Here is a 24,220-nt window from a genome sequence, read left to right on the forward strand (position 1 = left end):
CGCGCGGCGCATCGAAACGAACCCGACGCGGCGCCCGAGTGCGCCGCGCGAGACGAGACAGAGGATTCACAGCATGGCAAGCCTTTCCATCCGTGACGTGTACAAGACCTACCCGAACGGGGTGCCGGTCCTGAAGGGTGTCGACATCGAGATCGAGGACGGACAGTTCCTGATCCTGGTCGGCGGGTCGGGCTGCGGGAAATCGACGCTGCTCAACATGATCGCCGGGCTCGAGACGGTCACGAGCGGCGAGATCTGCATCGACGGCAAGGTCGTCAACGACCTGTCGCCGAAGGATCGCGACATCGCGATGGTGTTCCAGTCGTACGCGCTGTATCCGTCGATGACGGTGCGCGAGAACATCTCGTTCGGCCTGAACATCCGCAAGGTGCCGAAGAACGAGCAGCAGCAGATCGTCGACCGCGTGTCGCAGATGCTGCAGATCCAGCACCTGCTCGACCGCAAGCCGGGCCAGCTGTCCGGCGGCCAGCGCCAGCGCGTCGCGATGGGCCGTGCGCTCGCGCGCGATCCGTCGCTGTTCCTGTTCGACGAGCCGCTGTCGAACCTCGACGCGAAGCTGCGCATCGAGATGCGCGCGGAAATCAAGCTGCTGCACCAGCGCCTCGGCACGACGATCGTCTACGTGACGCACGACCAGATCGAGGCGATGACGCTCGGCGACCGGATCGCGGTGATGAAGGACGGCGTCGTCCAGCAGTTCGGCGCGCCGCAGGAGATCTACGATTCGCCGTCGAACCTGTTCGTCGCGGGCTTCATCGGCGCGCCGCCGATGAACTTCATCAACGGCAAGCTGGTCGAGCAGGGCAGCGGGATCGCGCTCGAGATCGACACGGGCCTCGCGCGCAGCGCGCTGAACCTGCCGTTCGACGCGAAACGGATGAACGGCCACGTCGGCCGCGAGGTGATCCTCGGGCTGCGCCCGGAGCGCATCACCGACGCGCGCAACGCGCACCACGGCGAGGCGTCGAAGCTGCAGCCGATCGACGTGCGCGTCGACGTGACCGAGCCGACCGGGCCGGACACGCACGTGTTCGCACAGGTGAACGGCAAGCGGATCGTGAGCCGCGTGCATCCGGCCGCGAACCCGCAGCCGGGGCAGACGCAGTCGCTGCTGTTCGACGTGTCGAAGGCCGTGCTGTTCGATCCGGCGTCGGAAGAGCGGATCGCGTAAAGCGGCGGTTACGCCGAGCGTTGGAGAAAGGGGCCGTGTCGAACGGCCCCTTTTTTGTTTCGGCGATGCGGCTGACGTGGCCGCGGTCGTGGCGATCAGTGCGGCAGCCGCACGTCGAACTTGAACGTCGCGAGCCGCGCGACGAGGATGAAGCCGGTCGCGAGCAGCACGCTGTATACCGAGTCGAACTGCAGCCACACGAGCAGCAGGTAGAACCAGCAGCCGACGAATGCGCAGGTCGCGTACGGCCGCGAATCGCGCAGGATCAGCGGGATGTCGTTGCACAGCACGTCGCGGACGATTCCGCCGACCACACCGGTGATCACGCCCATCATCACCGCGATGAAGCGCGGCATCTCGGCGTCGAGCGCGATCGCCGTGCCGGAGATGCTGAAGATGCCGAGCCCGATCGCATCGGCGATCAGCAGCAGCCGTTCGGCCGACAGCCGCGACAGCATTCGCAGCACGAACGGCGCGAACAGCGCGAGCACGAAGATCGCGATCACGTAGTCGTCGTGCACGACCCAGTAGAACGGCCGGCGCTCGAGCAGGATGTCGCGCAGCGTGCCGCCGCCGAACGCGGTCGCGAGCGCGACGACGAACGTGCCGACTGAGTCGAGGCGGTTCTTGCGCGCCTCGATGAAACCCGAAATCGCGAAGGCCAGCGTGGCGATCGCCTCCAATACCGCGATCGCGAGCGTCAGCCTAGGATGCGGCACGCGGCCCCCGCTCGGCCGGCGCCGCATGCGGCTGCAGCAGCACGAGCACCGCGCCGGCACCGCCGTCGTTGCCGCGCGCTTCGCAGAACGCGATCACTTCTTCCTTCTGCACGAGCCACGCGCGCACCTTGCCTTTCAGCACGGGCTCCTTGCCGATCGAGCCGAGCCCCTTGCCGTGGATCACGCGCAGGCAGCGCAGCCCCTTCTTGCCGGCTTCGCGGATGAATTCGGCGAGCGCATCGCGTGCCTCGTCGCGCCGCATTCCGTGCAGGTCGATCTGCGCCTGCACGATCCACGCGCCGCTGCGCAGCTTGCGCACGACGTCGCGGCTGATGCCGGGGCGGTGGTAGTACAGCGAGTCGTCGCTGTCGAGCAGCGTCTCGGGATCGAATTCGTCGGACAGCGTCGCGTTCAGCACGGCTTCCTCGTCGCGCTGCGTCTGCTTCGGCACCGGGTCCGGCGGCGTGCGGCCCGCCGACGCGCGCGGCGGGGCGTTCAGCGGCCGGATCGAGCCGATTTCGTTGCGGAACAGGTTCGCGTCGGCTTCCGCCTTGCGCTCGGCTTTCGCGGTTTCGACGCGCGCGCGTTCGCGGCGGTCGGCTTCGCCTTGCAGCGACTTGCGCAACGCGCCGAGGCCCGCGAGGCCCTGGCCGCGCAACGCGGCCGGATCGGGTGCGGGCGGCGGAGCGGCCGGCGCGGGGTTCGCGGGACGGGCAGCGATCTTCCGCTTCGCGGGATCGCTCGGATGGGGCTGGTTCTTCGCCATGATTCGGTAGCAGGGCAGGCGCGTTCGGGCGCGCGGGCAAAAAAAAACCGCTGCACGGCGGCAGCGGCTTTCCGGTCGAGCCCGCTTCGCGGCAGCGGACGCCATTGTAGCGCCCGGCGCGGCAAGGCTCGCGGCTTACTTCTTGTCGTGCAGGCTTTCGAGGTAGCGTTGCGCGTCGAGTGCGGCCATGCAGCCCGTGCCTGCGCTCGTGATTGCCTGGCGATACACGTTGTCCTGCACGTCGCCTGCAGCGAACACGCCGGCGACGCTCGTCGACGTCGCGTTGCCGTGCAGGCCGCTCTTCGTCAGGATGTAGCCGTCCTTCATCTCGAGCTGGCCCTGGAACAGGTCGGTGTTCGGCTTGTGGCCGATCGCGACGAACACGCCCTGCACCGCGAGGTCTTCCGTCGCGCCGGTCTTCACGTTCTTGATGCGCAGGCCCGTGACGCCCGAATCCTCGCCCGTCACTTCGTCGAGCACGTGATCCCACTTGATGTCGACGACGCCTTCCTTTTCCTTCTCCAGCAGGCGGTCGATCAGGATCGGCTCCGCGCGGAACTTGTCGCGGCGATGGATCACCGTGACCTTCTTCGCGATGCCCGTCAGGTAGAGCGCTTCCTCGACGGCCGTGTTGCCGCCGCCGATCACCGCGACTTCCTGGCCGCGATAGAAGAAGCCGTCGCAGGTCGCGCAGGCCGACACGCCCTTGCCCATGAACAGTTCTTCGGACGGCAGGCCGAGATACTGGGCCGACGCGCCGGTCGCGATGATCAGCGAGTCGCACGTGTATTCGCCCGAGTCGCCGATCAGGCGGATCGGCTGCTCGTGCAGCTTCGCCGTGTGGATATGGTCGAAGACGATTTCGGTGTTGAAGCGCTCGGCGTGCTCGAGGAAGCGTGCCATCAGTTCCGGACCCTGCACGCCTTTTGCGTCAGCCGGCCAGTTTTCGACATCGGTCGTGGTCATCAGCTGGCCGCCCTGTGCGATGCCGGTGATCAGCACCGGGGACAGGTTGGCGCGTGCTGCATAGACGGCAGCCGTGTAGCCGGCGGGGCCGGAACCGAGAATCAGGACTTTGGCGTGTTTGGGCGTGGACATGTGCGAATCCGTAAAAGGCGGCCGCGGCGGGCGGGGTAGGGCTCGCCGTACGATCCGGAGTGACCGGGATGCCGTCATAGATGGGTATCAGACGCGCATTATAAAGGTCCCGTTGCTGCGTTGCCGAACGAGAGTTTCAATCGCGGCGATAGTGTCGCGCGGTGCAACGGCCGCGCATGCTGGGCGGGCAGGGCGCGCGGCGGCGCGTTGCCGCACGTGCACGGCGGGGCGCGGCGCCGAATCGCGGTGGCGGACCGGCGGCGCCCGACGGCCGGTCGGACCGGAGCGAAAGGGCGGCTGCGAAGCGCATCCGGCGCGCCGGCCTGACCCCGGCCCCGTTATGTAACCGTCATTTACACTTGGCGGCCCGGTGCAGCGCTTACAATATGCGGGATCGAACGACAGGCGGGCCCGCAGCCCGTCCTCTTTATACGGATTCATGGCAAAAGCTCCTTATTCCGCCCAGGCACAGGCGTTGCCGCACCGGATGTCGAAGCTCCTTACGGAGATCCGCTGGATTCTCCAGGTTGCGCTCTGTGCGTTTCTGGTGATGGCCCTGCTGAGCTACAGCCGGCGCGATCCGAGCTGGACGCACGCCGCCCAGGTCGATCACATCTCGAACTGGGCCGGCCGCGTCGGCGCGTGGACGGCCGACATCATCCTGCTGCTGTTCGGCCTGTCGGCCTACTGGCTGATCGTGCCGCTCGGGCGGCGCATCGCCGCGAACTACCGTCGCATCACGCGCCACGAGGCGATTCCCGACGAACCCGAGCGGCCGATCGGCTGGCTCACCGAAATCTTTGCGTTCGTGCTGGTCGTGCTCGCGTGCGACGGCATCGAGGCGCTGCGCATGTGGTCGCTGAAGGTGCAGTTGCCGCGCGCGCCGGGCGGCGTCGTCGGCGAGGCCGTCGCGGGCGCGATGTCGCATGCGTTCGGCTTCACGGGCGGCACGCTGCTGCTGCTGATCGCGCTCGCGATCGGCCTGTCGCTGTATTTCCGCTTCTCGTGGCTGTCGGTCGCCGAGCGCGTCGGCGGCGCGATCCTGTCCGCCGTCAACGTCGCGAAGCTGCGCCGCGAGGCCGAGCGCGACCGCAAGCTCGGCGAGGCCGCGGCCGTGCGCCGCGAAGGCAAGGTCGAAGAGGAGCGCGTGCGCATCGAGGATCACGAGCCGGTGACGATCGTGCCGCCGGTCGTCACGCCGGCGAAATCCGAGCGCGTCGAGCGCGAGCGCCAGGTGCCGCTGTTCACCGACCTGCCGGGCGATTCGACGCTGCCGCCGGTGTCGCTGCTCGACCCCGCGCCGAAGACGCAGGAAGCGATTTCCGCCGATACGCTCGAATTCACGTCGCGCCTGATCGAGAAGAAGCTGAAGGACTTCGGCGTCGAGGCGAGCGTCGTCGCCGCGTATCCGGGCCCGGTCGTCACGCGCTACGAGATCGAGCCGGCTACCGGCGTGAAGGGCAGCCAGATCGTCAACCTCGCGAAGGATCTCGCGCGCTCGCTGTCGCTCGTGTCGATCCGCGTCGTCGAGACGATCCCCGGCAAGAACTACATGGCGCTCGAGCTGCCGAACCAGCGCCGCCAGACCGTGCACCTGTCCGAGATCATCGGTTCCGAGGTGTACGCGGCCGCGTCGTCGGCGCTGACGCTGAGCCTCGGCAAGGACATCGGCGGCAAGCCGGTGTGCGCGGATCTCGCGAAGATGCCGCACCTGCTGGTGGCCGGCACGACCGGTTCGGGCAAGTCGGTCGGGATCAACGCGATGATCCTGTCGCTGCTGTACAAGGCCACCGCCGAACAGGTGCGCCTGATCCTGATCGATCCGAAGATGCTCGAAATGAGCGTCTACGAAGGCATTCCGCACCTGCTGTGCCCGGTCGTCACCGACATGCGCCAGGCCGGCCATGCGCTGAACTGGACGGTCGCGGAGATGGAGCGCCGCTACAAGCTGATGAGCAAGCTCGGCGTGCGTAACCTCGCCGGCTACAACAACAAGATCGACGACGCGGCGAAGCGCGAGGAGAAGATTCCGAATCCGTTCAGCCTGACGCCCGAGGATCCGGAGCCGCTCGGCCGCCTGCCGAACATCGTCGTCGTGATCGACGAGCTGGCCGACCTGATGATGGTCGTCGGCAAGAAGGTCGAGGAACTGATCGCGCGGATCGCGCAGAAGGCGCGCGCGGCCGGCATCCACCTGATCCTCGCGACGCAGCGTCCGTCCGTCGACGTGATCACGGGCCTGATCAAGGCGAACGTGCCGACGCGGATCGCGTTCCAGGTGTCGTCGAAGATCGACTCGCGCACGATTCTCGACCAGATGGGCGCCGAATCGCTGCTCGGGATGGGCGACATGCTGTATCTGGCGCCCGGCACCGGGCTGCCGGTGCGCGTGCACGGCGCGTTCGTCGCCGACGACGAAGTGCATCGCGTCGTCGAGAAGCTCAAGGAGCACGGCGAACCGAACTACGTCGAGGGCCTGCTCGAAGGCGGCACCGCCGACGGCGACGAGGGCTCGGCCGGCGCGGGAACCGGTGAAGGCGGCGACGAGTCTGATCCGCTGTACGACCAGGCGGTCGAGATCGTCATCAAGAACCGCCGCGCGTCGATCTCGCTCGTGCAGCGTCATCTGCGGATCGGCTACAACCGCGCGGCGCGGCTGCTCGAGCAGATGGAACAGTCGGGGCTCGTGTCGGCGATGTCGTCGAGCGGCAACCGCGAAATTCTTGTGCCGGCGCGCGACGCGGAATGAGTCCGCGGCGCCCGCAGCGCCGGCCACCCAGGGAGAAAACCGCATCATGCAGCAACTTTCGTTCGCCCCTTCCCTTCGTTCGACGCGGCGCTGGCTCGGCGCGGCGCTCGCCGGCGCATCGCTGATGCTCGCGGCGACGCACGCGTTCGCGGGCGGTACCGAGCAGCTGAAGGCCTTCGTGTCGCAGGTGCGTTCGGCGAAGGGCGATTTCACGCAGCAGATCGTCAAGGCGCCGGCCAAGGGCGCGAGCGCCGCGCAGGCCGCACCGAAGCCCACCGACAATTCGAGCGGCACGTTCGTGTTCGCGCGTCCCGGCAAGTTCATCTGGACGTACCAGAAGCCGTACCAGCAGGTGCTGCAGGCCGACGGCGACAAGCTCTACGTGTACGACCGCGACCTGAACCAGGTCACCGAGCGCAAGCTGAACGGCGCGCTGGGCGCGAGCCCCGCCGCGATCCTGTTCGGCAGCAACGATCTCGACAAGAACTACACGCTGCGCGATGCCGGCGAGAAGGGCGGCATCGAGTGGCTCGAGATGTTGCCGAAGGCGCAGGACACGCAGTTCCAGCGGATCGGCATCGGTTTCCGGAACGGCACGCTCGCCGCGATGGAGCTGCACGACGTGTTCGGCAACGTCACGCTGCTGACCTTCACGAACATCCAGACGAACCCGCCGCTGAAGGGCGATACGTTCAAGTTCGTGGTGCCGAAGGGCGCCGACGTGATCACCGGCTGACCGGCGCCGCGCGCCGCTCTTGCGCAACGGGCCTGCCGGTGACGGCAGGCCCGTGTTGTTTCCGGGCGCGGGCACCGGGCGCGGGCACCGGGCGCGGGCACCGGGCGCGGGCACCGGGCGCGGGCACCGGGCGCGGGCACCGGGCGCGGGCACCGGGCGCGGCAGTGCCGTCGCGCGGCTGTCATAATGTCGGGTCCGGCGGCCGGTTCGGCCGCCATCGTTTGATGTGGAGCGAGGGTTCATGTCCGACCTGTTTCAAGTCGAGCCGCGCCGCCCGCTCGCCGAGGCGCTGCGGCCGAAGACGCTCGCCGAGGTGATCGGCCAGACGCATTTGCTGGGCGAAGGCAAGCCGCTGCGGCTCGCGTTCGAGTCGGGCAAGCCGCATTCGATGATCCTGTGGGGGCCGCCCGGCGTCGGCAAGACGACGCTCGCCCGGCTCACCGCGCTTGCGTTCGACTGCGAGTTCATCGCGCTGTCCGCGGTGCTCGGCGGCGTGAAGGACATCCGCGAGTCGATGGAGCAGGCGAGGGACACGCTGAACCGCACCGGCCGCCACACGATCCTGTTCGTCGACGAGATCCACCGCTTCAACAAGGGGCAGCAGGATGCGTTGCTGCCGTTCGTCGAGTCGGGGCTCGTGACCTTCATCGGCGCGACGACCGAGAATCCGAGCTTCGAGGTCAATTCGGCATTGCTGTCGCGGGCGCAGGTGTACGTGCTGAAGTCGCTGGACGACGACGAGATGCGCCAGTTGCTGAAGCGCGCGCAGGAAATCGCGCTCGACGGCCTGTCGTTCGACGACAAGGCGATCGATACGCTGGTCGGCTATGCGGACGGCGACGCGCGCCGCTTCCTGAACCTGCTCGAACAGGCGCAGACGGCGGCGATGTCGGCCGGCACCGCGACGATCGATGCCGAATTCGTCAGCAGCGCGATGACGCTGAACGCGCGGCGCTTCGACAAGGGCGGCGACAACTTCTACGACCAGATCTCGGCGCTGCACAAGTCGGTGCGCGGGTCGAGCCCGGACGGCGCGCTGTACTGGTTCTGCCGGATGATCGACGGCGGCGCCGATCCGAAGTATCTCGCGCGGCGCATCGTGCGGATGGCGTGGGAAGACATCGGCCTCGCCGATCCGCGCGCGCTGCAGATGGCGAACGACGCGGCCGAAACCTACGAGCGGCTCGGCTCGCCGGAAGGCGAACTCGCGCTCGGGCAGGCGGTGATCTATCTTGCGTGCGCGGCGAAGAGCAACGCCGGCTACAACGCGTTCAACCAGGCGATGGCGTTCGTGAAGCAGGACAAGTCGCGCGAGGTGCCCGTGCATCTGCGCAACGCGCCGACCAAGCTGATGAAGGAACTCGGCTACGGCCATGCGTACCGTTACGCGCACGACGAGCCGAACGCGTATGCCGCCGGCGAGACGTACCTGCCGGACGGAATGCGCGAGCCGCGCTGGTACCAGCCGGTGCCGCGCGGGCTCGAATCGAAGATCGCCGACAAGCTTGCGTGGCTGCGCGAACTCGACCGTGAGGCCGGCAAGAAGGACTGACGCGGCAACGCGTGGGCCGGTCGGGCCTGCGCGGCGGCCGCTGCGTCAGCGCTTGCGGCCCGGCTGCTGTTTCTTCCAGTATTCGAACGGCTCCTCGTGACATTCGATGTCGAGTTCGGCGACGCGCGCGTGCAGGCGTTCCTGCGCGTCGGCGATCGCGAGGTTGTAGATCGCCGGCGCGATGTCCTCGATGAAGAAATGCAGCAGTGCGCCGGCCTGGATGTTGCCGATCGGCTCGTCCATGTTTTCTGTGAAATAGCGTTGCAGCGACGCGACTGCGCGATCGCGGACATCCTTGTCGAGCTCGATGGCCATCGGGTTCCCCGGGGTTGCGGTGATGCGGAGCCGGCGCTTCGCGCGATCCCTTGCCGCCAGCCGGCACCGGCATTTGCGATCGGCAACCGTGCGACGCGCCGCGATTCGCCGGCAGCCGACGTTGCGGCCCGGCAAGGCCATACTGCCACGGCCGCCGCCCGTTTGCGGCATTGTCCGTCCGGCCAATGCCGTGGCGGCCGCGCGGTGCGTTAGAATTCCCGTCTTACACAACGATTTTCCAAGTCCTCCCATGCTCGACATCCAGTTGCTGCGCAAAGACCTCGACGGCGTCGCGAAGCGCCTCGCCGATCGCGGCTACACCCTCGACGTCGCCGCGTTCTCCGCTCTCGAAGCGGAACGCCGCGCGATCCAGACCCACACCGAAGAGCTCCAGGCGCGCCGCAACAGCCTGTCGAAGCAGATCGGCGCGATGAAGGGGAAGGGCGAGGACACGTCGGCCGTGATGGCCGAGGTCGGCGGGATCGGCGACGACATGAAGGCGTCGGAAGCCAAGCTCGGCGACATCCAGGCGCGTCTGTCCGACCTGATGCTGGGCATGCCGAACGTCGCGCACGAAAGCGTGCCGGTCGGCAAGGACGAAGCCGACAACGTCGAGGCACGCCGCTGGGGCACGCCGCGCCAGTTCGACTTCGAGGTGAAGGATCACGTCGATGTCGGCACGCCGCTCGGCCTCGATTTCGAGACGGGCGCGAAGCTCGCCGGTGCGCGTTTCACGATGCTGCGCGGCCCGATCGCGCGCCTGCACCGCGCACTCGCGCAGTTCATGATCGACACGCACACGCAGCAGCACGGCTACACCGAGACGTACACGCCGTACATCGTGAATCCGGAGATCCTCTACGGTACGGGCCAACTGCCGAAGTTCGCGGACGACATGTTCCGCGTCGAGAAGGGCGGTGCGGAGAACACGGTCACGCAGTACCTGATTTCCACGTCCGAGATCTCGCTGACGAACACCGTGCGCGAGTCGATCGTCGACGCAGCCGCGCTGCCGATCAAGCTGACCGCGCATTCCCCGTGCTTCCGCTCGGAAGCCGGTTCGTACGGCCGCGACACGCGCGGGATGATCCGCCAGCACCAGTTCGACAAGGTCGAGATGGTGCAGGTCGTCGCGCCGGAAGCATCGTATGCGGCCCTCGACGAGATGGTCGGCCACGCGGAAGCGATTCTGCAGAAGCTCGGCCTGCCGTACCGCGTGATCACGCTGTGTACCGGCGACATGGGTTTCTCGGCCGCGAAGACGTTCGATCTCGAAGTGTGGCTGCCCGCGCAGAACACCTATCGCGAGATCTCGAGCTGCTCGAACACCGAGGCGTTCCAGGCGCGCCGGATGCAGGCGCGTTTTCGCAATGCGCAGGGCAAGCCGGAGCTCGTGCATACGCTGAACGGTTCGGGCCTTGCAGTTGGCCGCACGCTCGTCGCGGTGCTGGAGAACTACCAGAACGCCGACGGTTCGGTCACGGTGCCGGAAGCACTGCGTCCGTACATGGGTGGCATGGAGCGCATCGACGCGCCGGCACAGGCGTCGTAACGCAGGCCTTCGAAGCCCTCGTAAAATAATTTGCACAAAGGGCTTGTCATCCTCGAAGAGATCGTCTTATAATCTTTTCTTTCGCGGAAACGACCAACCGCGAAATGCAGCAAGGAAGGAGAGGTGGCAGAGTGGTCGAATGTACCTGACTCGAAATCAGGCGTACGGTTTCCCCGTACCGTGGGTTCGAATCCCACCCTCTCCGCCAAAATACGAAGCCCCGTGATCTGAAAGGATCACGGGGTTTTTCGTTTTTGGGTCTGTAGTGCGACTGCATCGTTGGCGATGCCTTGGCAGCACGCCGGCTACCGGCGCACCGTATCGTGCTGATACGATGGCGACCAACTGCGCGCACGATGCGTGCCGCATCTTCGATGCAGTCTCGCTGCGTGACGCACCTCACTCCATGACGAACCGACTGTCGAAAGTCCTGACGGCCATTGCACTGCTGACTGCCGTCATCGCAGTCGTGGACATCCGCGGCGCGCACCGCGCAGGCATTGCGCTGGTGGTCGGCAATGCGGTGTCCGTTGCAGGGCTGGCAGCAGGTGCCGCCACCGTCGTGCTGATCGCGTTGTCGCACAAGAGGCGCTATCGCGAGCACGCACGCGCAGGGTGGCTGCGCGAATCGGTGCTGGCGCTGCTGTGCATCGTGGCGATTGCCGCCTTCAGCCAGGCCATCGTCGTGCTCGACTACCTGTGTGTCGCACTCGCGCCGCCGTCGATCGAAGCCGGTCTCGTCCGGTTCGACGCATTGCTCGGTTTCCACTGGCTCGACTTTTATCGCTGGGTGAATGCGCATGCGGAACTGCACCGCGTGCTCGAGTTCGCGTACCGCAGCAGCATCGTGCAACTGATCGCCGTCCCGTTCATTCTCGCCACCACGCGGCGGCATGACGACCTCGCCGAATTCATCGCGCTGTTCGCCGTCGCGCTGCTGATCGTTGTCCTGATCTCGACGCCGTTCCCGGCACAAAGCGCATTTGTCCATTTCGGCGTCACCGAACCGGGCACGGTGTCGACCGTGTCTCACTACGACCTGCTGCGTAACGGACAGCTTCGGCAATTCAACCTGTCCGAATCGCAGGGGCTCGTGTCGTTGCCGTCATTTCACGCGATGCTCGCGCTGTTGCTCGCCTACGCGGTGCGGCATGTGCGTTATGTGTTTCCCGCGGCGGCCGTCCTGAACGCGACGATGCTCGCGGCGACCCCGACACAGGGCGGCCATTACCTGGCCGACGTGATTGCCGGGATCGTATTCGGCGGGGTGTCGATCGCCGTCGTGCGCCGCTGGACGGCGGGCTCACGCACCGCCGCGGCAGCCGGGCCGCGCGCAACGCATCCGACCTGAGCAGCCCGTGCCGCACCCCGGGCTGTACCGCTTTCCTCAGTTTTAAGCCTTCGATCCCGGCGCCGTTAACACGGTGCGGCGGCCGGCATCCAAGCCGGGCCGCATCGTTCTCCGTCGATTCAAGGTCCCATGAAGCTGAGCTACAAGATTCCCCTCGCATTCGCCGTCGCGCTGTTGCTGATGTTCTGTGGCGCGCTGTACGGTATTCACATCCTCAACCGTTCGATCGATACGTTCGCCGAAGACGTGCAGGCGAACGTCGGCGACGAACGGCTTGTGTCGGCCACGCTCGTGCAGTTCAAGCTGCAGGTGCAGGAATGGAAGGACACGCTGTTGCGCGGCAAGCAGCCCGACAATCTCGACCGGTACTGGCAGGCGTTCCAGACGCGCGAACGTGCGGTCGATTCGCTCGGCGCGCAGCTCGTCCGCCAGTTGCCGCCCGGCAACAGTCGCGCTCTCGTCGAGCAGTTCATGCGCGCGCATACGGCGATGGGCGATGGCTACCGGCGCGGCTTCGACGCGTTCAAGGCCGCCGGTTTCGAGTCATCGGCCGGCGATGCCGCCGTGGCGGGCGTCGACCGCGAACCCGCGGCACTGCTGGAGCAAGCGGCAAAGTCGATCGCTGCCGAGAGCGCCGCCGTGTCGGCGCAGGCGAGTCGCGACGCGCGGCACGCGACCACCGCGAGCCTCGCGCTGATGCTGGTCGTGCTCGGCGTCGCGATGGCGGGCGCGTTCCTGTTCAGCCGTGCGATCCTGCGTCCGCTCGACCGTGCGGTGGCGTGCGCGCAGGCTGTCGCCGAAGGCGACCTGACGCGCGACGTCGACGCAACCGGCCGCGACGAGATCGCCGATCTGCTGCGCGCGCTGCAGACGATGCAGGCGAGCCTGTCCGGTGTCGTGCTCGAGGTGCGTACGCATGCCGAAGCCGTCGCAACCGCGAGCGCGCAGATCGCGTCGGGCAATCACGATCTGTCGGCGCGTACCGAGTCGCAGGCCGCGTCGCTCGAGGAGACGGCCGCCAGCATGACCCAGTTGACCGGCATCGTGCGCCAGTCGGCCGAGCACGCCCAGCATGCGGCGCAGCTGGCGCGCGACGCGTCGCATATCGCGTCGGCCGGCGGCGGCGTCATGACGGACGCGGTCCACACGATGAACGGCATCGCCGACAGCGCGGCGAAGGTCGGCGAAATCATCACGGTGATCGACGGTATCGCCTTCCAGACCAACATCCTCGCGTTGAACGCGGCGGTGGAGGCGGCGCGCGCGGGCGAGCAGGGGCGCGGCTTCGCAGTCGTCGCGGCGGAAGTGCGCACGCTTGCACAGCGCAGCGCGTCGGCTGCGAAGGAGATCAAGGGGCTCATCGAGCAATCGACGCAGCGGGTCGACGAGGGCGCCGTGCTGATCGGCCGCGCGGGCGAATCGATTCACGAGATCGTGGGCGCGGTGCAGCGCGTGACGACGATCGTCGGCGAGATCTCGTCTGCGTCGCAGGAACAGAGCGGCGGCATTCAGCAGGTGAATGTCGCGGTCACGCAGATGGACGAGGCGACGCAGCGCAACGCGGCGCTCGTCGAGCAGGCCACGGCCGCGACGCAGGCACTGGCCGAGCAGGCGAGCGCACTGCGGCACGCGGTGGCCGTGTTCAGGCTGCCGGAGCCTGCGTAACGGGACCGCGGTCGGGCGCCGGCTGAACCGGATGCCGGCGTCTCCCCGGCGCTTGCCCGCCCATCACGCCGCGGCCGGATACTGCGCGAGCACCCTGGCGCGGATCGACGGCTTGATGTTCGAATGCGCCATGTCGCCGCGATAGTGCGCGACGACGCGCGGATTCATCACGCGATACCAGAGCGGCGGCACGTACGCGAACAGGATCATCGTCGCGTAGCCGGCCGGCAGTTGCGGCGAATCGTCGAAGTGGCGCAACGCCTGGTACGAGCGCGTCGGGTTCGCGTGATGGTCGGCGTGCCGCTGCAACTGGTACAGGAACAGGTTGGTGACGACGTGATTGCTGTTCCACGAATGCTGCGGCGTGCAGCGTTCGTAGCGGCCGCTCGGCAGCTTGCGGCGGCCGAGCCCGTAGTGCTCGACGTAGTTCACGACTTCGAGCAGCGAGGCGCCGTAGACGGCCTGGATCACGAGGAACGGGATCACCACCTTGCCGGCCATCGCGATCGCGATGCCCCAGACGACGACGGTCATCGCCCATGCGTGCAGCACTTCGTTGCGCCAGGTCCACGGCGAATGTCCGAGCCGCTCGAGGCGGGCCTTTTCGAGCCGCCATGCCGAACGGATGCTGCCGGTTACCGTGCGGGGCAGGAACGCCCAGAACGACTCGCCGTAGCGCGCGCTCGCCGGATCCTCGGCTGTCGCGACGCGCACGTGATGGCCGCGATTGTGCTCGACGTAGAAGTGGCCGTACGCGACCGGCGCGAGTGTGATCTTCGCGAGCCAGCGTTCGAAGCGGTCGGTCTTGTGCCCGAGTTCGTGCGCGGTATTGATCGAGATGCCCGTCGCGGCGCCGAGCGACAGCGCGAAGCCGACATAGTCGTACCACGCGAGCGCGTGCGTGCCGACGATCCACACGCAGGCGAAGAACGCGACGTATTCGACGAAGGTCGCGAGATAGACGATGTACCGGTAATAGCGCTCGCGTTCGAGGTGCGGCACGACGGCCTCGGGCGGATTGTCGCGATCGTCGCCGATCAGCGTGTCGAGGACCGGGATCACGCCGAACGCGAACAGCGGGCCGAACCACCAGAACACGTGCAGGCCCGTCGACAGCGCGAGCTGCGCGGCGAGGATCGGCAGCGTGATCGTCAGTGCGCCGAGCAGCCACAGGTAACGCTTCCCATCCGACCAGCCCGAAGCCGATCCGTCGGTCATTGCCATTGTCTCCCTCCAGTCGGCCGGCCCGCGGGCGGCCGCATGCACGGTTGTTCGAATCCTCGTGGGTCCGCGACGCGCGCGCGGCGGCACCGGATCGTTGCCCGGTTCTGCCTGTTATACGACTCGCGCGCACGCTTGCCAAACGCCAGCGCTAGGCACGGCGCTCCAAACGAACGGGGGGCGTGCGGCGCATGCGGGGAAGGGCCGGCGCGCGCTGATTGAAACATGCTTGCGAGGCCGGATCGACCCGCAGGCTGCGCAGATTGTCAGAAGAATGGCGTGACAGGCTGCGCGCGCGTGCGAGGTTGGCGGGTCCGCAACAAATGTTGCATCGCAATAAAGAGCGCGAGACGAAGATGGGCGAACCGCGATTTTTGTTTGCCGGTATTACGCGGCGTTACGGCCGCGACGGGGCGACGCAATGCGACCCGAAACCCGACGGCCGCGCATCGCAAGGCGAACGGGGCGAAGCGCCGGGCGACGGCCCTGCGATTGCCGCCCGGCAGCCTGCGTCGATGCACCGATGCTGCACCTGCACACCGATGGGCCTGCATCGCGCTGATGACAACTGCTGCCTTTCAATCCGCGCCGCCATTTGAAAATAACGATTTGACTCATGCCCCGCTTTCGGTTGAAGCTAATAGCTTGCTGTCCGAAGGGGGCTGTGCCTGCATGAGTTCGACCTTGACCGTTCGTCGTATCGTTGCCGACCAGGGCGGCGTGTATCGCGAACTCCGCGCCGCATCGCTGCGTGAGCCCTACGCGCCCGGCGAAGCGCCGGAGGCCGAATTGCTGAACGTCGAAACGGACGCAGCGTCGGCGATTGCCGCGCAGCGCGCCGTGTCCGACGAGTCGACGACTTTCCTGCTGTACACCGAAGGCCATCCGGCCGGCATGATCGGCGCGTATTTCGACAACACGCCCGATCGGCGCGCGTTCGTCAGCGAGCTGTGGGTTGCGCACGCGGTGCGCCATCTGCGCGGCGGCGTGCTGCTGCTGGAGACGGCCACCGCATGGCTTGCCGAACGCGGCGCCAGCGATGTCTACGCATGGATCGCCGATGCGAACCGCAACGCGATCCGCTTCTACGAGCGCGCGGGTTTCGGCAACACCGGCGAACATGCGCCGATCGCGCGGATGCCCGGCGCGATGAAATCGTTGTTCGTGTCGCAGGTGAAGCACTGACGCGACGTCAAAACGCGGGCTGCACGGCGCGATGAACATCGAATCGCCCGCTGGCCTGCCCGCCTGCCGGTTGCGTACCCGTCCGGGCCGCCGCAACCCCGAGTCCCAAAAATAATGGCTGCGCGCGTGGACGCCTGTAAAATACGCAAAAAATTTTTGCAGAGTGTCCATGTCGCTTAAAAAATCGCCATTCTTCGAGCTGCGCAGCGGATCGGTCGATACGTTGCTGTTCACCGTGAAGACGACCGATCTCGACGCGTTGCGTACCGAACTGGTCAAGCGCTTCGAAGCGACTCCCGAGTTTTTCGCCGACGATGTCGTCGCGATCGACGTCCGCCGCCTGGCTGACGGCGAACGCGTCGCGCTCGCGGACATCCGGCAGATGCTGAACGACGTGCGGATGCGCCCGGTGGGCGTCGTCGCACTGGCAACGCAGGGCTGGGCGGGGGAAGCCGGCCTGCCGTTGCTCGAGGCGCGCGACCGCCGCGCGCCGGCCGCGAAACATGCCGACGAAGCGGAACCGGCGGCTGTGCCAGCCGTCGGGACCGCCGCCGCTCCGGCAGCCGCAGCGGCGCCTGAACAGTCGTCGGAACCCGCGCCGACGCTCTTGCAGGCCGGCGGCCAGACACTGGTGATCGACCGGCCGTTGCGTTCGGGGCAGCAGATTTACGCGAAAGGAGACCTCGTGGTGCTCGCGCCGGTCAGTCACGGTGCGGAAATCATCGCGGAAGGCAATATCCACATCTACGCGCCGTTGCGCGGCCGCGCACTCGCGGGCGTGCACGGCAATCACGACGCGCGCATTTTCTGCACGTGTCTGGAGCCGGAACTGATTTCGATCGCGGGTATCTATCGAACAACCGAGAACCCGCTGCCCGCCGAAGTACTGGGCAAATCGGTGCAGATCCGGCTCGAAGAGGAAAAACTGATGATCGAACCGCTGCGCCTGACGTAAATTCACGCGGTGCGCTCCGGATCGATCGGCTCTCATTGACGAACACAGGGTATTGGGTAAATGGCAAAAATCATCGTGGTGACCTCGGGCAAGGGCGGCGTGGGCAAGACGACGACGAGCGCAAGCTTCGCGTCGGGCCTCGCGCTGCGCGGCCACAAGACGGCCGTGATCGACTTCGACGTCGGCCTGCGCAACCTCGATCTCATCATGGGCTGCGAGCGTCGCGTCGTGTATGACCTCGTGAACGTGATCCAGGGCGAAGCGAACCTGAACCAGGCGCTGATCAAGGACAAGAAGTGCGAGAACCTGTTCATCCTGCCGGCGTCGCAGACGCGCGACAAGGATGCGCTGACGCGCGACGGCGTCGAGAAGGTGCTGAACGACCTCGTCGCGATGGACTTCGAATTCATCGTCTGCGATTCGCCGGCCGGTATCGAGGCGGGAGCACTGCACGCGATGTACTTCGCGGATGAAGCGCTGATCGTCACGAACCCGGAAGTGTCGTCGGTGCGCGACTCGGACCGCATTCTCGGCATCCTGTCGTCGAAGACGAAGCGCGCGACCGAAGGCAAGGATCCGATCAAGGAGCACCTGCTGATCACGCGTTACAGCCCGAAGCGCGTGAGCGAAGGCGAGATGCTGTCGCTCGAGGACATCAGCGAGATCCTGCGCATCAAGCTGATCGGCGTGGTGCCGGAATCGGAAGCCGTGCTGCACGCATCGAACCAGGGTCTGCCGGCCGTCCATATCGACGGTACCGACGTCGCCGAAGCGTACAAGGATGTCGTCTCGCGCTTCCTCGGCGAGGACAAGCCGCTGCGCTTCACCGATTACCAGAAGCCGGGCCTGCTGCAGCGCCTCTTCGGCAGCAAGTAACGGAGGCCGCCCATGTCCATTCTTTCGTTTCTCCTCGGCGAGAAGAAGAAGTCTGCATCGGTCGCGAAGGAGCGCCTGCAACTCATCATCGCACACGAGCGGGTCGGTGGCCGGCCGCCGGCCGATTACCTGCCGGCGCTGCAGAAGGAGCTGGTCGCGGTCATCTCGAAGTATGTCCATATTTCGGACGATGACATCCGCGTGAGCCTCGAGCGCCAGGACGACCTCGAAGTCCTTGAAGTGAAGATCGAGATCCCGCAAGCCTGACGCTTGCCGGAGTCCCTCCGCACGGCGGCACCCGCCGCCGTGCGCGTCTTACGCCCTGTTGCACTTTCGGGCACGCCGTAACACGGCGCCTGTCGGCCGTAATCGACCCTCCCGCATTGAACGAATACGCTCGCGTTACTTGTTCAACCAGGAGGTTGTGATGGCTGTCTCTCATGTTCAACGTCGTATCGTTTCGCTCGCCCTGTTTGCCGCGGGCCTGTCAGCCGTCGTCGCGCCGTTTGCCGCGCATGCGGACGAAATTCTCGTCGGCACGCCCGAGATCGCGCCGCAGGGGCGTGTGGTTATCGCCGAGCCGGTCGCCGTGCGTACCGAGGAAGTCGTCATCGTCTCGCCCAATGCGCCGCCGCCCGTGCGCTACGAGGTCGTGCCGACCGCGCGTGTGGGCTACGTATGGGAGCGCGGGCACTGGCGCTGGGAGCAGGGCCGCTATGTGTGGATCGGCGGCCACTGGGAGGTCGAGCGCGTCGGCATGCAATGGGTGCCGGGCCACTGGGACCAGCGCGGTCCGAACTGGTTCTGGACGCGCGGCCACTGGGCGTGATGGAGGCGCGTGATGAAAAGAACCGTCATCGCCATCGCGCTCGTCGCGATCACGCTGGCCGGGTGCGTCGTCGTGCCGGCGCGTCCCGTCTACTACCGGCCGGCCCCTGTCGTGATCTACTGAGCGTCGCGCGGGCCGTGTTGCGCCGGCCCGTTCGCGCCGGATGCAGCCGGTCCGGCATCGTGCGGGGCCGCCGGGTGTGCCGCGCCTTCGTCCGGGGCCGCAGCCGCGGGCGCGGTACGGTCTTCGTCGCGCAGCGTGTCGAGCGGATCGGCGGGGACCGAGGTTGCATCCTGAGGTTCGGTCACGTCGGTCGCGGCGGTCGTCGCGGTTGCAGCCGCAGTGGTTGCAGCGGCAGGTTCGGCGGCCGCGACGGGCGGCGCGAGATAGCGCTGTGCGAGCATTTCATAGAGCGGCGGCGCGAAAAAGCGCGATACGCGGCTCGACACCAGCGCGGTAGCCATCAGCGAGATCACCAGGGCATGACCATTGATCATCTCCATCACGATCACGAACGACGTGATCGGCGACTGCGTGACGGCCGCAAGATAGCCGACCATCGCGAGCGCGATCAGCATCGGCAGGCTCATGTTGCTGAACACGATGTGCAGCAGGTTGCCGAATCCGGCGCCGATCGACAGCGACGGCGCGAAGATCCCGCCCGGGATGCCCGGCAGGTACGACGCAACCATCGAGATCATCTTCAGGAACGGATAGAACACCGACAGGTGCTGGCTGCCGTCGAGCAGGCCGCGCGCCTCGGCGTAGCCGCTGCCGAAGGTCGTGCCGCCCGACACGAGGCCGACCGCGGCGATCGCGAAACCGCACAGCGCGGCGAACGTGACCGGCCGTTCGCGGTACAGGCCCAGCAGGCGCGCGGGCAGCCAGCGCCCGGTGTTGAGCAGCAGCCAGCAGAACACGCCGCCCGCGATGCCCGTCACGATCGCGGTGACCAGCACCGCGACCGCCAGCAGCTTCGGGAAATGGGGGCCGGTGTCGATCGTGCCGAAGTACGTGTAGTTGCCGTTCAGGCCGAGCGCGACGACGCCGGCGAGGATGATCGCGGTGATCAGCACGCCGCTGGCGCGCGCGGAGAAGCTGCGCGTCAGTTCCTCGATCGCGAACACGATCCCGGCGAGCGGCGTGTTGAACGCGGCCGACAGCCCGGCCGCCGCGCCGGCCAGCACGAGCTGGCGTTCGATCTGCGCATTGGAGCGCGGGTAGAAGCGCCGCAGGTTGAACATCAGCGCCGCGCCGACCTGCACGGTCGGCCCCTCGCGGCCGATCGTGAAGCCGCCCAGGATGCCGAGGAGCGAGATCAGCACCTTGCCGAACAGGATGCGCAGCGTCAGCAGCCGGGCGCCGAACGCGCTCGGGCGCGCATGCAGGGTGGCGATCACCTGCGGGATGCCGCTGCCTTCGGCGCCGCGGAAGAACCGTCGCGTGAGCCAGACCGACGCGGCGGCGATGGCCGGCGTCAACAGCAGCGGCAGCCACACGGCGTGATCGCGCATCGCCCGGAAGGTCTCGTAGCCCCAGTCGATCAACCGCGCGTAGAGCACGGCCGCGAGGCCGACGACGATTGCGCCGAGCCAGAAGACACCGTACTGGCGCCAGATGCGCAGCGAGCGGCGAGTGAGGGCGGGAAACAGGGCGGGAATGGCAGGGCGTGGCATCGGCGGGGGCCATCAGGCAAAGGACCGATTATAAAAAGAACCGGCGCCGCGCAGTCGGGTGACAATGTTTTGCAAGCTTGTAGCATTTCGTTGCAAATGTAATTTAAGAGTAATGCTCGCGACGGGCATCCGTCGTTAGCATCCCCAAATGGCTGGCTCTTCCCCGCAAACGTGAAACGCATCCTCATCGTGAAAGTGACGTCGCTCGGCGACGTCGTCCAGACGCTGCCCGTCGTCGCGGATCTGCATCGCGCCTTTCCCGGCGTGACGGTCGACTGGGCCGTGGACGAGTCGTGTGCCGAGGTCGTGCGCTGGCATCCGGGCGTGAGCGCCGTGCTGTGCGCGCCGCTGCGCCGCTTCAAGAAGCTCCGCAACGCCGGCGACCTGAAGGCGATTTCGGCGTCGATCGGTGCGTTGCGGGCGCATCGCTACGATGCGGTCATCGACCTGCATGGCGTGTACAAGAGCGCGATCATTTCGGCGCTGGCGCGTGCGGCGCGCCGTGTCGGCTACCAGACCCAGGATCTCGGCGAAACGGGCGCGCGTTTCGCGTATTCGCATCGTTTCGGCCCGCGGCCGGACTGCGATGCGTGGCACGGCATGCGCGTGAGCGCCGGCGAAGCGCTCGGCTACCGGCCTGAGGGTCTCGCCACCTATGGCATCGTACCGCCGCAGGGCGTGAACCTGCCGCCCGCCGTGACCGACGGCGCGCCGTTCATGCTGCTGTTCCACGCGACGTCCAACCCCGACAAGAAATGGCCGGCCGATCACTGGGCCGCGCTTGCCACGCAGATGATGGCGCGCGGCGTGCGCGTGCTGTTGCCGTGGGGATCGGCGGCCGAGCACGACGATGCGCAGGACATCGCCGCCCGTGCGCCGGGCGCGCTCGTGTTACCGGCGATGACAGTGCGTGAGCTTGGCGCGGCGCTGGGCCGGGCCGCGCTCGTGGTGGGGGTCGATACGGGGTTCGTACACATGGCGCACGCGCTGCAGCGGCCGACCGTGATGATTTTCGTCGCGACGTCGCGCCACCATTGCGGCATCGGCGGCGCGCCGAATGCGCTGTCGATCGGCGAGCCGGGCGCGATGCCGACCGTCGATGAGGCGCTGGACGCGATCGATGCGGTCGGCCCGGCCTACGGCGCGCTGCGCGCGCGGCTGTCCGCCTGACGCAACGCACCGCAGGCCGGGCCGGGTTCAGGCGAGCAGCACCTCGACCGTGACGACGGCGGCGATCGCCGCCAGATTCGCCAGCAGCGCCTCGAACAAGAGGCCGCGCCATGTCTTCGGCCGGAACCGCAGCGCGAGCAGCAAGGCGCCGCCCAGCGCGAGCGCGAGGATCAGGATGAGATCGGCATTGCCGAGGCGGATGTTCATGGCGGCGGCTCCTGTCGGGGCGAGATCCCCGGGCGCGCAGCGGCGCGCCCAGGATCGAGTATAGGCAGCGCCGGCCGCCGCACAACCCGGGTCGCCCCGGAGGTTCAGACGAGCGACGCGTCGCGCGTTTCGCGCATCAGCAGCACGCCGATCAGGCTGATCGCCGCCGCGACCGAGACATAGCCGCCCACCCACGACAGCCCGCCGCGCGCCGCCAGCAACTGCGCGATGTACGGTGCGATCGACGCGCCGAGGATCCCGCCGAGGTTGTATGCGACGCCCGCGCCCGTATAGCGGACGTTGGTCGGGAACAGTTCCGGCAGCAGCGCGCCCATCGGGGCGAACGTCACACCCATCAGGAACAGCTCGATCGTGAGGAACAGCGCGACGAGCGGCATCGAGCCGCTGCCGAGCAGCGGCTCCATCGCGAAACCCGACAGCAGCGCGGCGATCGCGCCGACGATGAGCACCGGCTTGCGGCCGAAGCGGTCCGACGCCCATGCGGAAAGCGGCGTCGCGAGCCCCATGAACACGACGGCCAGGCACAGCAGGCCGAGGAAGCTCTGGCGCGGAATATGCAGTGCCGACACGCCGTACGACAGCGAGAACACCGTCGAGATGTAGAACAGCGTGTAGCAGACGACCATTGCGAGCGCGCCGAGCAGCGTCGGCTGCCAGTGCTGCGTCACGAGCGTCGCGACCGGCACGCGCACGCGCTCGTTGCGGTCGAGCGCGGCCTGGAACGCGGGCGTCTCGGTGATCTTGAGCCGCACATACAGGCCGAGCGCGACGAGCACCGCGCTGACGAGGAACGGGATGCGCCAGCCCCAGCTGCGGAACTGCTCGTCGGACAGCGACAGCGCCAGGGCGAAGAACAGGCCGTTCGACATCAGGAAGCCGACCGACGGCCCGAGCTGCGGGAACATCCCGAACCAGCCGCGCTTGCCCTGCGGCGCGTGCTCGGTCGCGAGCAACGCTGCGCCGCCCCATTCGCCGCCGAGGCCGATCCCCTGGCCGAAGCGCAGCACGCACAGCAGCACCGGCGCGAGCGCGCCGATCGCGTCGTAGCCCGGCACGAAGCCGATTGCGGTGGTGGACACACCCATCACGAGCAGAGACGCGACGAGCGTCGACTTGCGGCCGATGCGGTCGCCGAAGTGCCCGAACAGGAACGAGCCGATCGGGCGCGCGATGAACGCGATGCCGAACGTGACGAACGCGGACAGCGCCTGTGCGGTCGCGGAACCATGCGGGAAGAACACGGGGCCGATGACGAGCGCGGCGGCCGTCGCGTACACGTAGAAATCGTAGAACTCGATCGCGGTGCCGATGAAGCTCGCGAACACGATGCGCCGGTGGCTGACGGCGCCGGCCGAACCGGTTGCGTGAGCAACGGTCGGGGGGGATGCGGACATGGATGTCTCCGTTTTGTCGTTGGGGCGGTCGGCTGAGCGTGCGGTCAGGCAGGCAAACGCCTGCCGGGAGCAGCCGAGCGGATGATGCGGATGACGCGGTGGCGGCGTGAGCGCGTACCGTGGCGCGGACGTCACCCGCCGGTCGACGATGGAGACGGGTACGTCGCCGCCGCCCGGTGCCGGCGTGGTCGGCTCGCATGCCGGGTGGGGCGCGCGAACGCACGCGCGGCGTGATGGCTGCGCGATTGCGGAAAATTATAGCCAGCGCCGCCGTACACCGGCAATCGCGCGGCGGCGGCGCGTCAGTCGATCGATTGCGCCTGCGCGGACGCAGTGCTTTGCAGCTGGAAGTGACCGTCGTCGTTGAAGAGCCAGCCTTCCATCAATTCGAGCCGGCCGTTGCCGTCGAGCAGGCGCGACGGCGGCGCCGGCAGCGGCGCCGAGCGGCGCAGCGACGCGAGCGCGAGCGTTTCCGCTTCGCTGTCGCCGTTGCTGCGATAGACGGACGCGTTGACGAGGCGGCCGCTGCCGTCGACGGTGAAGGACACGACGACGAGCGAACGAAGCATCGCTTGCGGCGTGCCGTGCAGCATGCCGGACGGATTGCGTGCGGCGATACGATTCGCGACCTCGACGCGATACTGGTCGAGGCTCCCGCTGCGCGTGATCGAAGGAATCGTCAGGACCGAGTGTAGCGACGCGGGGGGCGTGATCGTGCACGCGGCAAGCAGGGCGGCGACGGCCAGCGCAGCAATGCGCAGCCGGTCGACGCGCGGACGGAGAAGGGCGGGCATGAGGAGATGGCCAGGAGGGACGATAAAAAAATGATAGGCGCACCGACGCGAGACGACATGGGGGGAAACGCATAGCGCGCGACACCGGGCGCGGCGATCGCTGATGATGACGGCCGCGTGCTGCATCGCACATCGCGACGTGACGTGGCGTGACATGCGACAGCGTGCTCTGCGGGCGCGGGTTGTTGCACGGTTGA

23 protein-coding genes and 1 tRNA gene are annotated in these 24,220 nt (G+C 67.3%); 15 read left to right on the top strand and 9 right to left on the bottom strand.

What is annotated here, in order from left to right:
* Window positions 1-73 precede the first annotated feature (73 nt).
* Complete coding sequence (locus ACWMMN_RS04690) at window positions 74-1,192, top strand: ABC transporter ATP-binding protein (protein WP_059235625.1); 1,119 nt, start codon at window positions 74-76, stop codon at window positions 1,190-1,192.
* 95 nt (window positions 1,193-1,287) lie between these two features.
* Here the strand turns inward: ACWMMN_RS04690 and ACWMMN_RS04695 are convergent, their stop codons facing one another.
* The 3 genes from ACWMMN_RS04695 to trxB all read right to left on the bottom strand — a co-directional run bounded on the left by ACWMMN_RS04695 (window position 1,288) and on the right by trxB (window position 3,775).
* Window positions 1,288-1,938 (bottom strand): trimeric intracellular cation channel family protein, encoded by a 651-nt coding sequence (locus ACWMMN_RS04695; RefSeq protein WP_049030589.1) that lies wholly within the window; start codon window positions 1,936-1,938, stop codon window positions 1,288-1,290.
* Complete coding sequence (locus ACWMMN_RS04700) at window positions 1,898-2,677, bottom strand: Smr/MutS family protein (RefSeq protein WP_059235621.1); 780 nt, start codon at window positions 2,675-2,677, stop codon at window positions 1,898-1,900. The genes ACWMMN_RS04695 and ACWMMN_RS04700 overlap by 41 nt, the downstream gene beginning before the upstream one ends.
* 135 nt (window positions 2,678-2,812) lie before the next feature.
* Complete coding sequence (gene trxB, locus ACWMMN_RS04705) at window positions 2,813-3,775, bottom strand: thioredoxin-disulfide reductase (RefSeq protein ID WP_059235619.1); 963 nt, start codon at window positions 3,773-3,775, stop codon at window positions 2,813-2,815.
* A gap of 439 nt (window positions 3,776-4,214) precedes the next feature.
* Here trxB and ACWMMN_RS04710 point away from each other — a divergent pair, with 439 nt between their 5' ends.
* The 3 genes from ACWMMN_RS04710 (at window position 4,215) to ACWMMN_RS04720 (ending at window position 8,812) form a co-directional block, all read left to right on the top strand.
* Window positions 4,215-6,524 (top strand): DNA translocase FtsK, encoded by a 2,310-nt coding sequence (locus ACWMMN_RS04710; RefSeq protein ID WP_059235616.1) that lies wholly within the window; start codon window positions 4,215-4,217, stop codon window positions 6,522-6,524.
* Between the two features lie 46 nt (window positions 6,525-6,570).
* On the top strand, window positions 6,571-7,260 hold the full coding sequence (gene lolA / locus ACWMMN_RS04715) for an outer membrane lipoprotein chaperone LolA (protein ID WP_174994317.1): 690 nt from the start codon (window positions 6,571-6,573) through the stop codon (window positions 7,258-7,260).
* 241 nt (window positions 7,261-7,501) lie between these two features.
* On the top strand, window positions 7,502-8,812 hold the full coding sequence (locus ACWMMN_RS04720; RefSeq protein ID WP_059235613.1) for a replication-associated recombination protein A: 1,311 nt from the start codon (window positions 7,502-7,504) through the stop codon (window positions 8,810-8,812).
* A 45-nt stretch (window positions 8,813-8,857) separates the two neighbouring features.
* Here the strand turns inward: ACWMMN_RS04720 and ACWMMN_RS04725 are convergent, their stop codons facing one another.
* The gene (locus tag ACWMMN_RS04725) at window positions 8,858-9,127 is read right to left on the bottom strand and encodes a DUF2164 domain-containing protein (protein WP_059235611.1); all 270 of its coding nucleotides are present in this window, start codon (window positions 9,125-9,127) and stop codon (window positions 8,858-8,860) included.
* A gap of 250 nt (window positions 9,128-9,377) precedes the next feature.
* On the opposite strand from ACWMMN_RS04725, the gene serS reads away from it, so the two are divergent.
* From serS to ACWMMN_RS04745, 4 genes are all read left to right on the top strand, one after another.
* Window positions 9,378-10,679, top strand: a complete 1,302-nt coding sequence (serS, locus tag ACWMMN_RS04730) for a serine--tRNA ligase (RefSeq protein ID WP_174994319.1) — start codon at window positions 9,378-9,380, stop codon at window positions 10,677-10,679.
* Between the two features lie 117 nt (window positions 10,680-10,796).
* Window positions 10,797-10,887, top strand: a tRNA-Ser gene (locus ACWMMN_RS04735).
* Window positions 10,888-11,085: 198 nt separating this feature from the next.
* Window positions 11,086-12,030, top strand: coding sequence for a phosphatase PAP2 family protein (locus ACWMMN_RS04740; protein ID WP_063805258.1), 945 nt, complete (start codon window positions 11,086-11,088; stop codon window positions 12,028-12,030).
* Window positions 12,031-12,159: 129 nt separating this feature from the next.
* Window positions 12,160-13,695, top strand: coding sequence for a methyl-accepting chemotaxis protein (locus ACWMMN_RS04745; RefSeq protein ID WP_059235605.1), 1,536 nt, complete (start codon window positions 12,160-12,162; stop codon window positions 13,693-13,695).
* A 63-nt stretch (window positions 13,696-13,758) separates the two neighbouring features.
* On the opposite strand, the gene ACWMMN_RS04750 is transcribed toward ACWMMN_RS04745, so the two are convergent.
* The gene (locus tag ACWMMN_RS04750; protein ID WP_059235603.1) at window positions 13,759-14,919 is read right to left on the bottom strand and encodes an alkane 1-monooxygenase; all 1,161 of its coding nucleotides are present in this window, start codon (window positions 14,917-14,919) and stop codon (window positions 13,759-13,761) included.
* A gap of 320 nt (window positions 14,920-15,239) precedes the next feature.
* On the opposite strand from ACWMMN_RS04750, the gene ACWMMN_RS04755 reads away from it, so the two are divergent.
* The 6 genes from ACWMMN_RS04755 (at window position 15,240) to ACWMMN_RS04780 (ending at window position 18,761) form a co-directional block, all read left to right on the top strand.
* A complete protein-coding gene (locus tag ACWMMN_RS04755; protein WP_233464346.1) occupies window positions 15,240-15,515 on the top strand; it encodes a hypothetical protein in 276 nt (91 codons plus the stop codon).
* Window positions 15,478-16,101 carry a GNAT family N-acetyltransferase gene (locus ACWMMN_RS04760; RefSeq protein WP_233464347.1) on the top strand — a complete coding sequence of 208 codons (624 nt, stop codon included), beginning with the start codon at window positions 15,478-15,480 and terminating at the stop codon, window positions 16,099-16,101. Before ACWMMN_RS04755 ends, ACWMMN_RS04760 begins: the two co-directional genes overlap by 38 nt.
* 169 nt (window positions 16,102-16,270) lie before the next feature.
* Window positions 16,271-17,056, top strand: coding sequence for a septum site-determining protein MinC (minC, locus tag ACWMMN_RS04765; RefSeq protein WP_059235601.1), 786 nt, complete (start codon window positions 16,271-16,273; stop codon window positions 17,054-17,056).
* Between the two features lie 60 nt (window positions 17,057-17,116).
* On the top strand, window positions 17,117-17,932 hold the full coding sequence (gene minD / locus ACWMMN_RS04770; RefSeq protein ID WP_059235599.1) for a septum site-determining protein MinD: 816 nt from the start codon (window positions 17,117-17,119) through the stop codon (window positions 17,930-17,932).
* Between the two features lie 12 nt (window positions 17,933-17,944).
* Window positions 17,945-18,199, top strand: a complete 255-nt coding sequence (gene minE, locus ACWMMN_RS04775; protein ID WP_006476634.1) for a cell division topological specificity factor MinE — start codon at window positions 17,945-17,947, stop codon at window positions 18,197-18,199.
* 160 nt (window positions 18,200-18,359) lie between these two features.
* The gene (locus tag ACWMMN_RS04780) at window positions 18,360-18,761 is read left to right on the top strand and encodes a YXWGXW repeat-containing protein (RefSeq protein WP_486423030.1); all 402 of its coding nucleotides are present in this window, start codon (window positions 18,360-18,362) and stop codon (window positions 18,759-18,761) included.
* Window positions 18,762-18,877: 116 nt separating this feature from the next.
* Here the strand turns inward: ACWMMN_RS04780 and ACWMMN_RS04785 are convergent, their stop codons facing one another.
* On the bottom strand, window positions 18,878-20,437 hold the full coding sequence (locus ACWMMN_RS04785) for a chloride channel protein (RefSeq protein WP_486423031.1): 1,560 nt from the start codon (window positions 20,435-20,437) through the stop codon (window positions 18,878-18,880).
* Window positions 20,438-20,608: 171 nt separating this feature from the next.
* Here ACWMMN_RS04785 and waaC point away from each other — a divergent pair, with 171 nt between their 5' ends.
* Complete coding sequence (waaC, locus tag ACWMMN_RS04790; protein ID WP_486423032.1) at window positions 20,609-21,607, top strand: lipopolysaccharide heptosyltransferase I; 999 nt, start codon at window positions 20,609-20,611, stop codon at window positions 21,605-21,607.
* Between the two features lie 27 nt (window positions 21,608-21,634).
* Here the strand turns inward: waaC and ACWMMN_RS04795 are convergent, their stop codons facing one another.
* The 3 genes from ACWMMN_RS04795 to ACWMMN_RS04805 all read right to left on the bottom strand — a co-directional run bounded on the left by ACWMMN_RS04795 (window position 21,635) and on the right by ACWMMN_RS04805 (window position 24,023).
* Window positions 21,635-21,814, bottom strand: a complete 180-nt coding sequence (locus ACWMMN_RS04795; RefSeq protein WP_059235594.1) for a hypothetical protein — start codon at window positions 21,812-21,814, stop codon at window positions 21,635-21,637.
* A 104-nt stretch (window positions 21,815-21,918) separates the two neighbouring features.
* Window positions 21,919-23,229: an MFS transporter gene (locus tag ACWMMN_RS04800; protein WP_174994324.1), complete on the bottom strand. Its 1,311-nt coding sequence runs from the start codon at window positions 23,227-23,229 to the stop codon at window positions 21,919-21,921.
* Between the two features lie 302 nt (window positions 23,230-23,531).
* On the bottom strand, window positions 23,532-24,023 hold the full coding sequence (locus ACWMMN_RS04805; RefSeq protein ID WP_174994325.1) for an energy transducer TonB family protein: 492 nt from the start codon (window positions 24,021-24,023) through the stop codon (window positions 23,532-23,534).
* Window positions 24,024-24,220 lie beyond the last annotated feature (197 nt).

The sequence above is a fragment of the Burkholderia cepacia complex sp. TUM26381 genome (assembly GCF_057439935.1).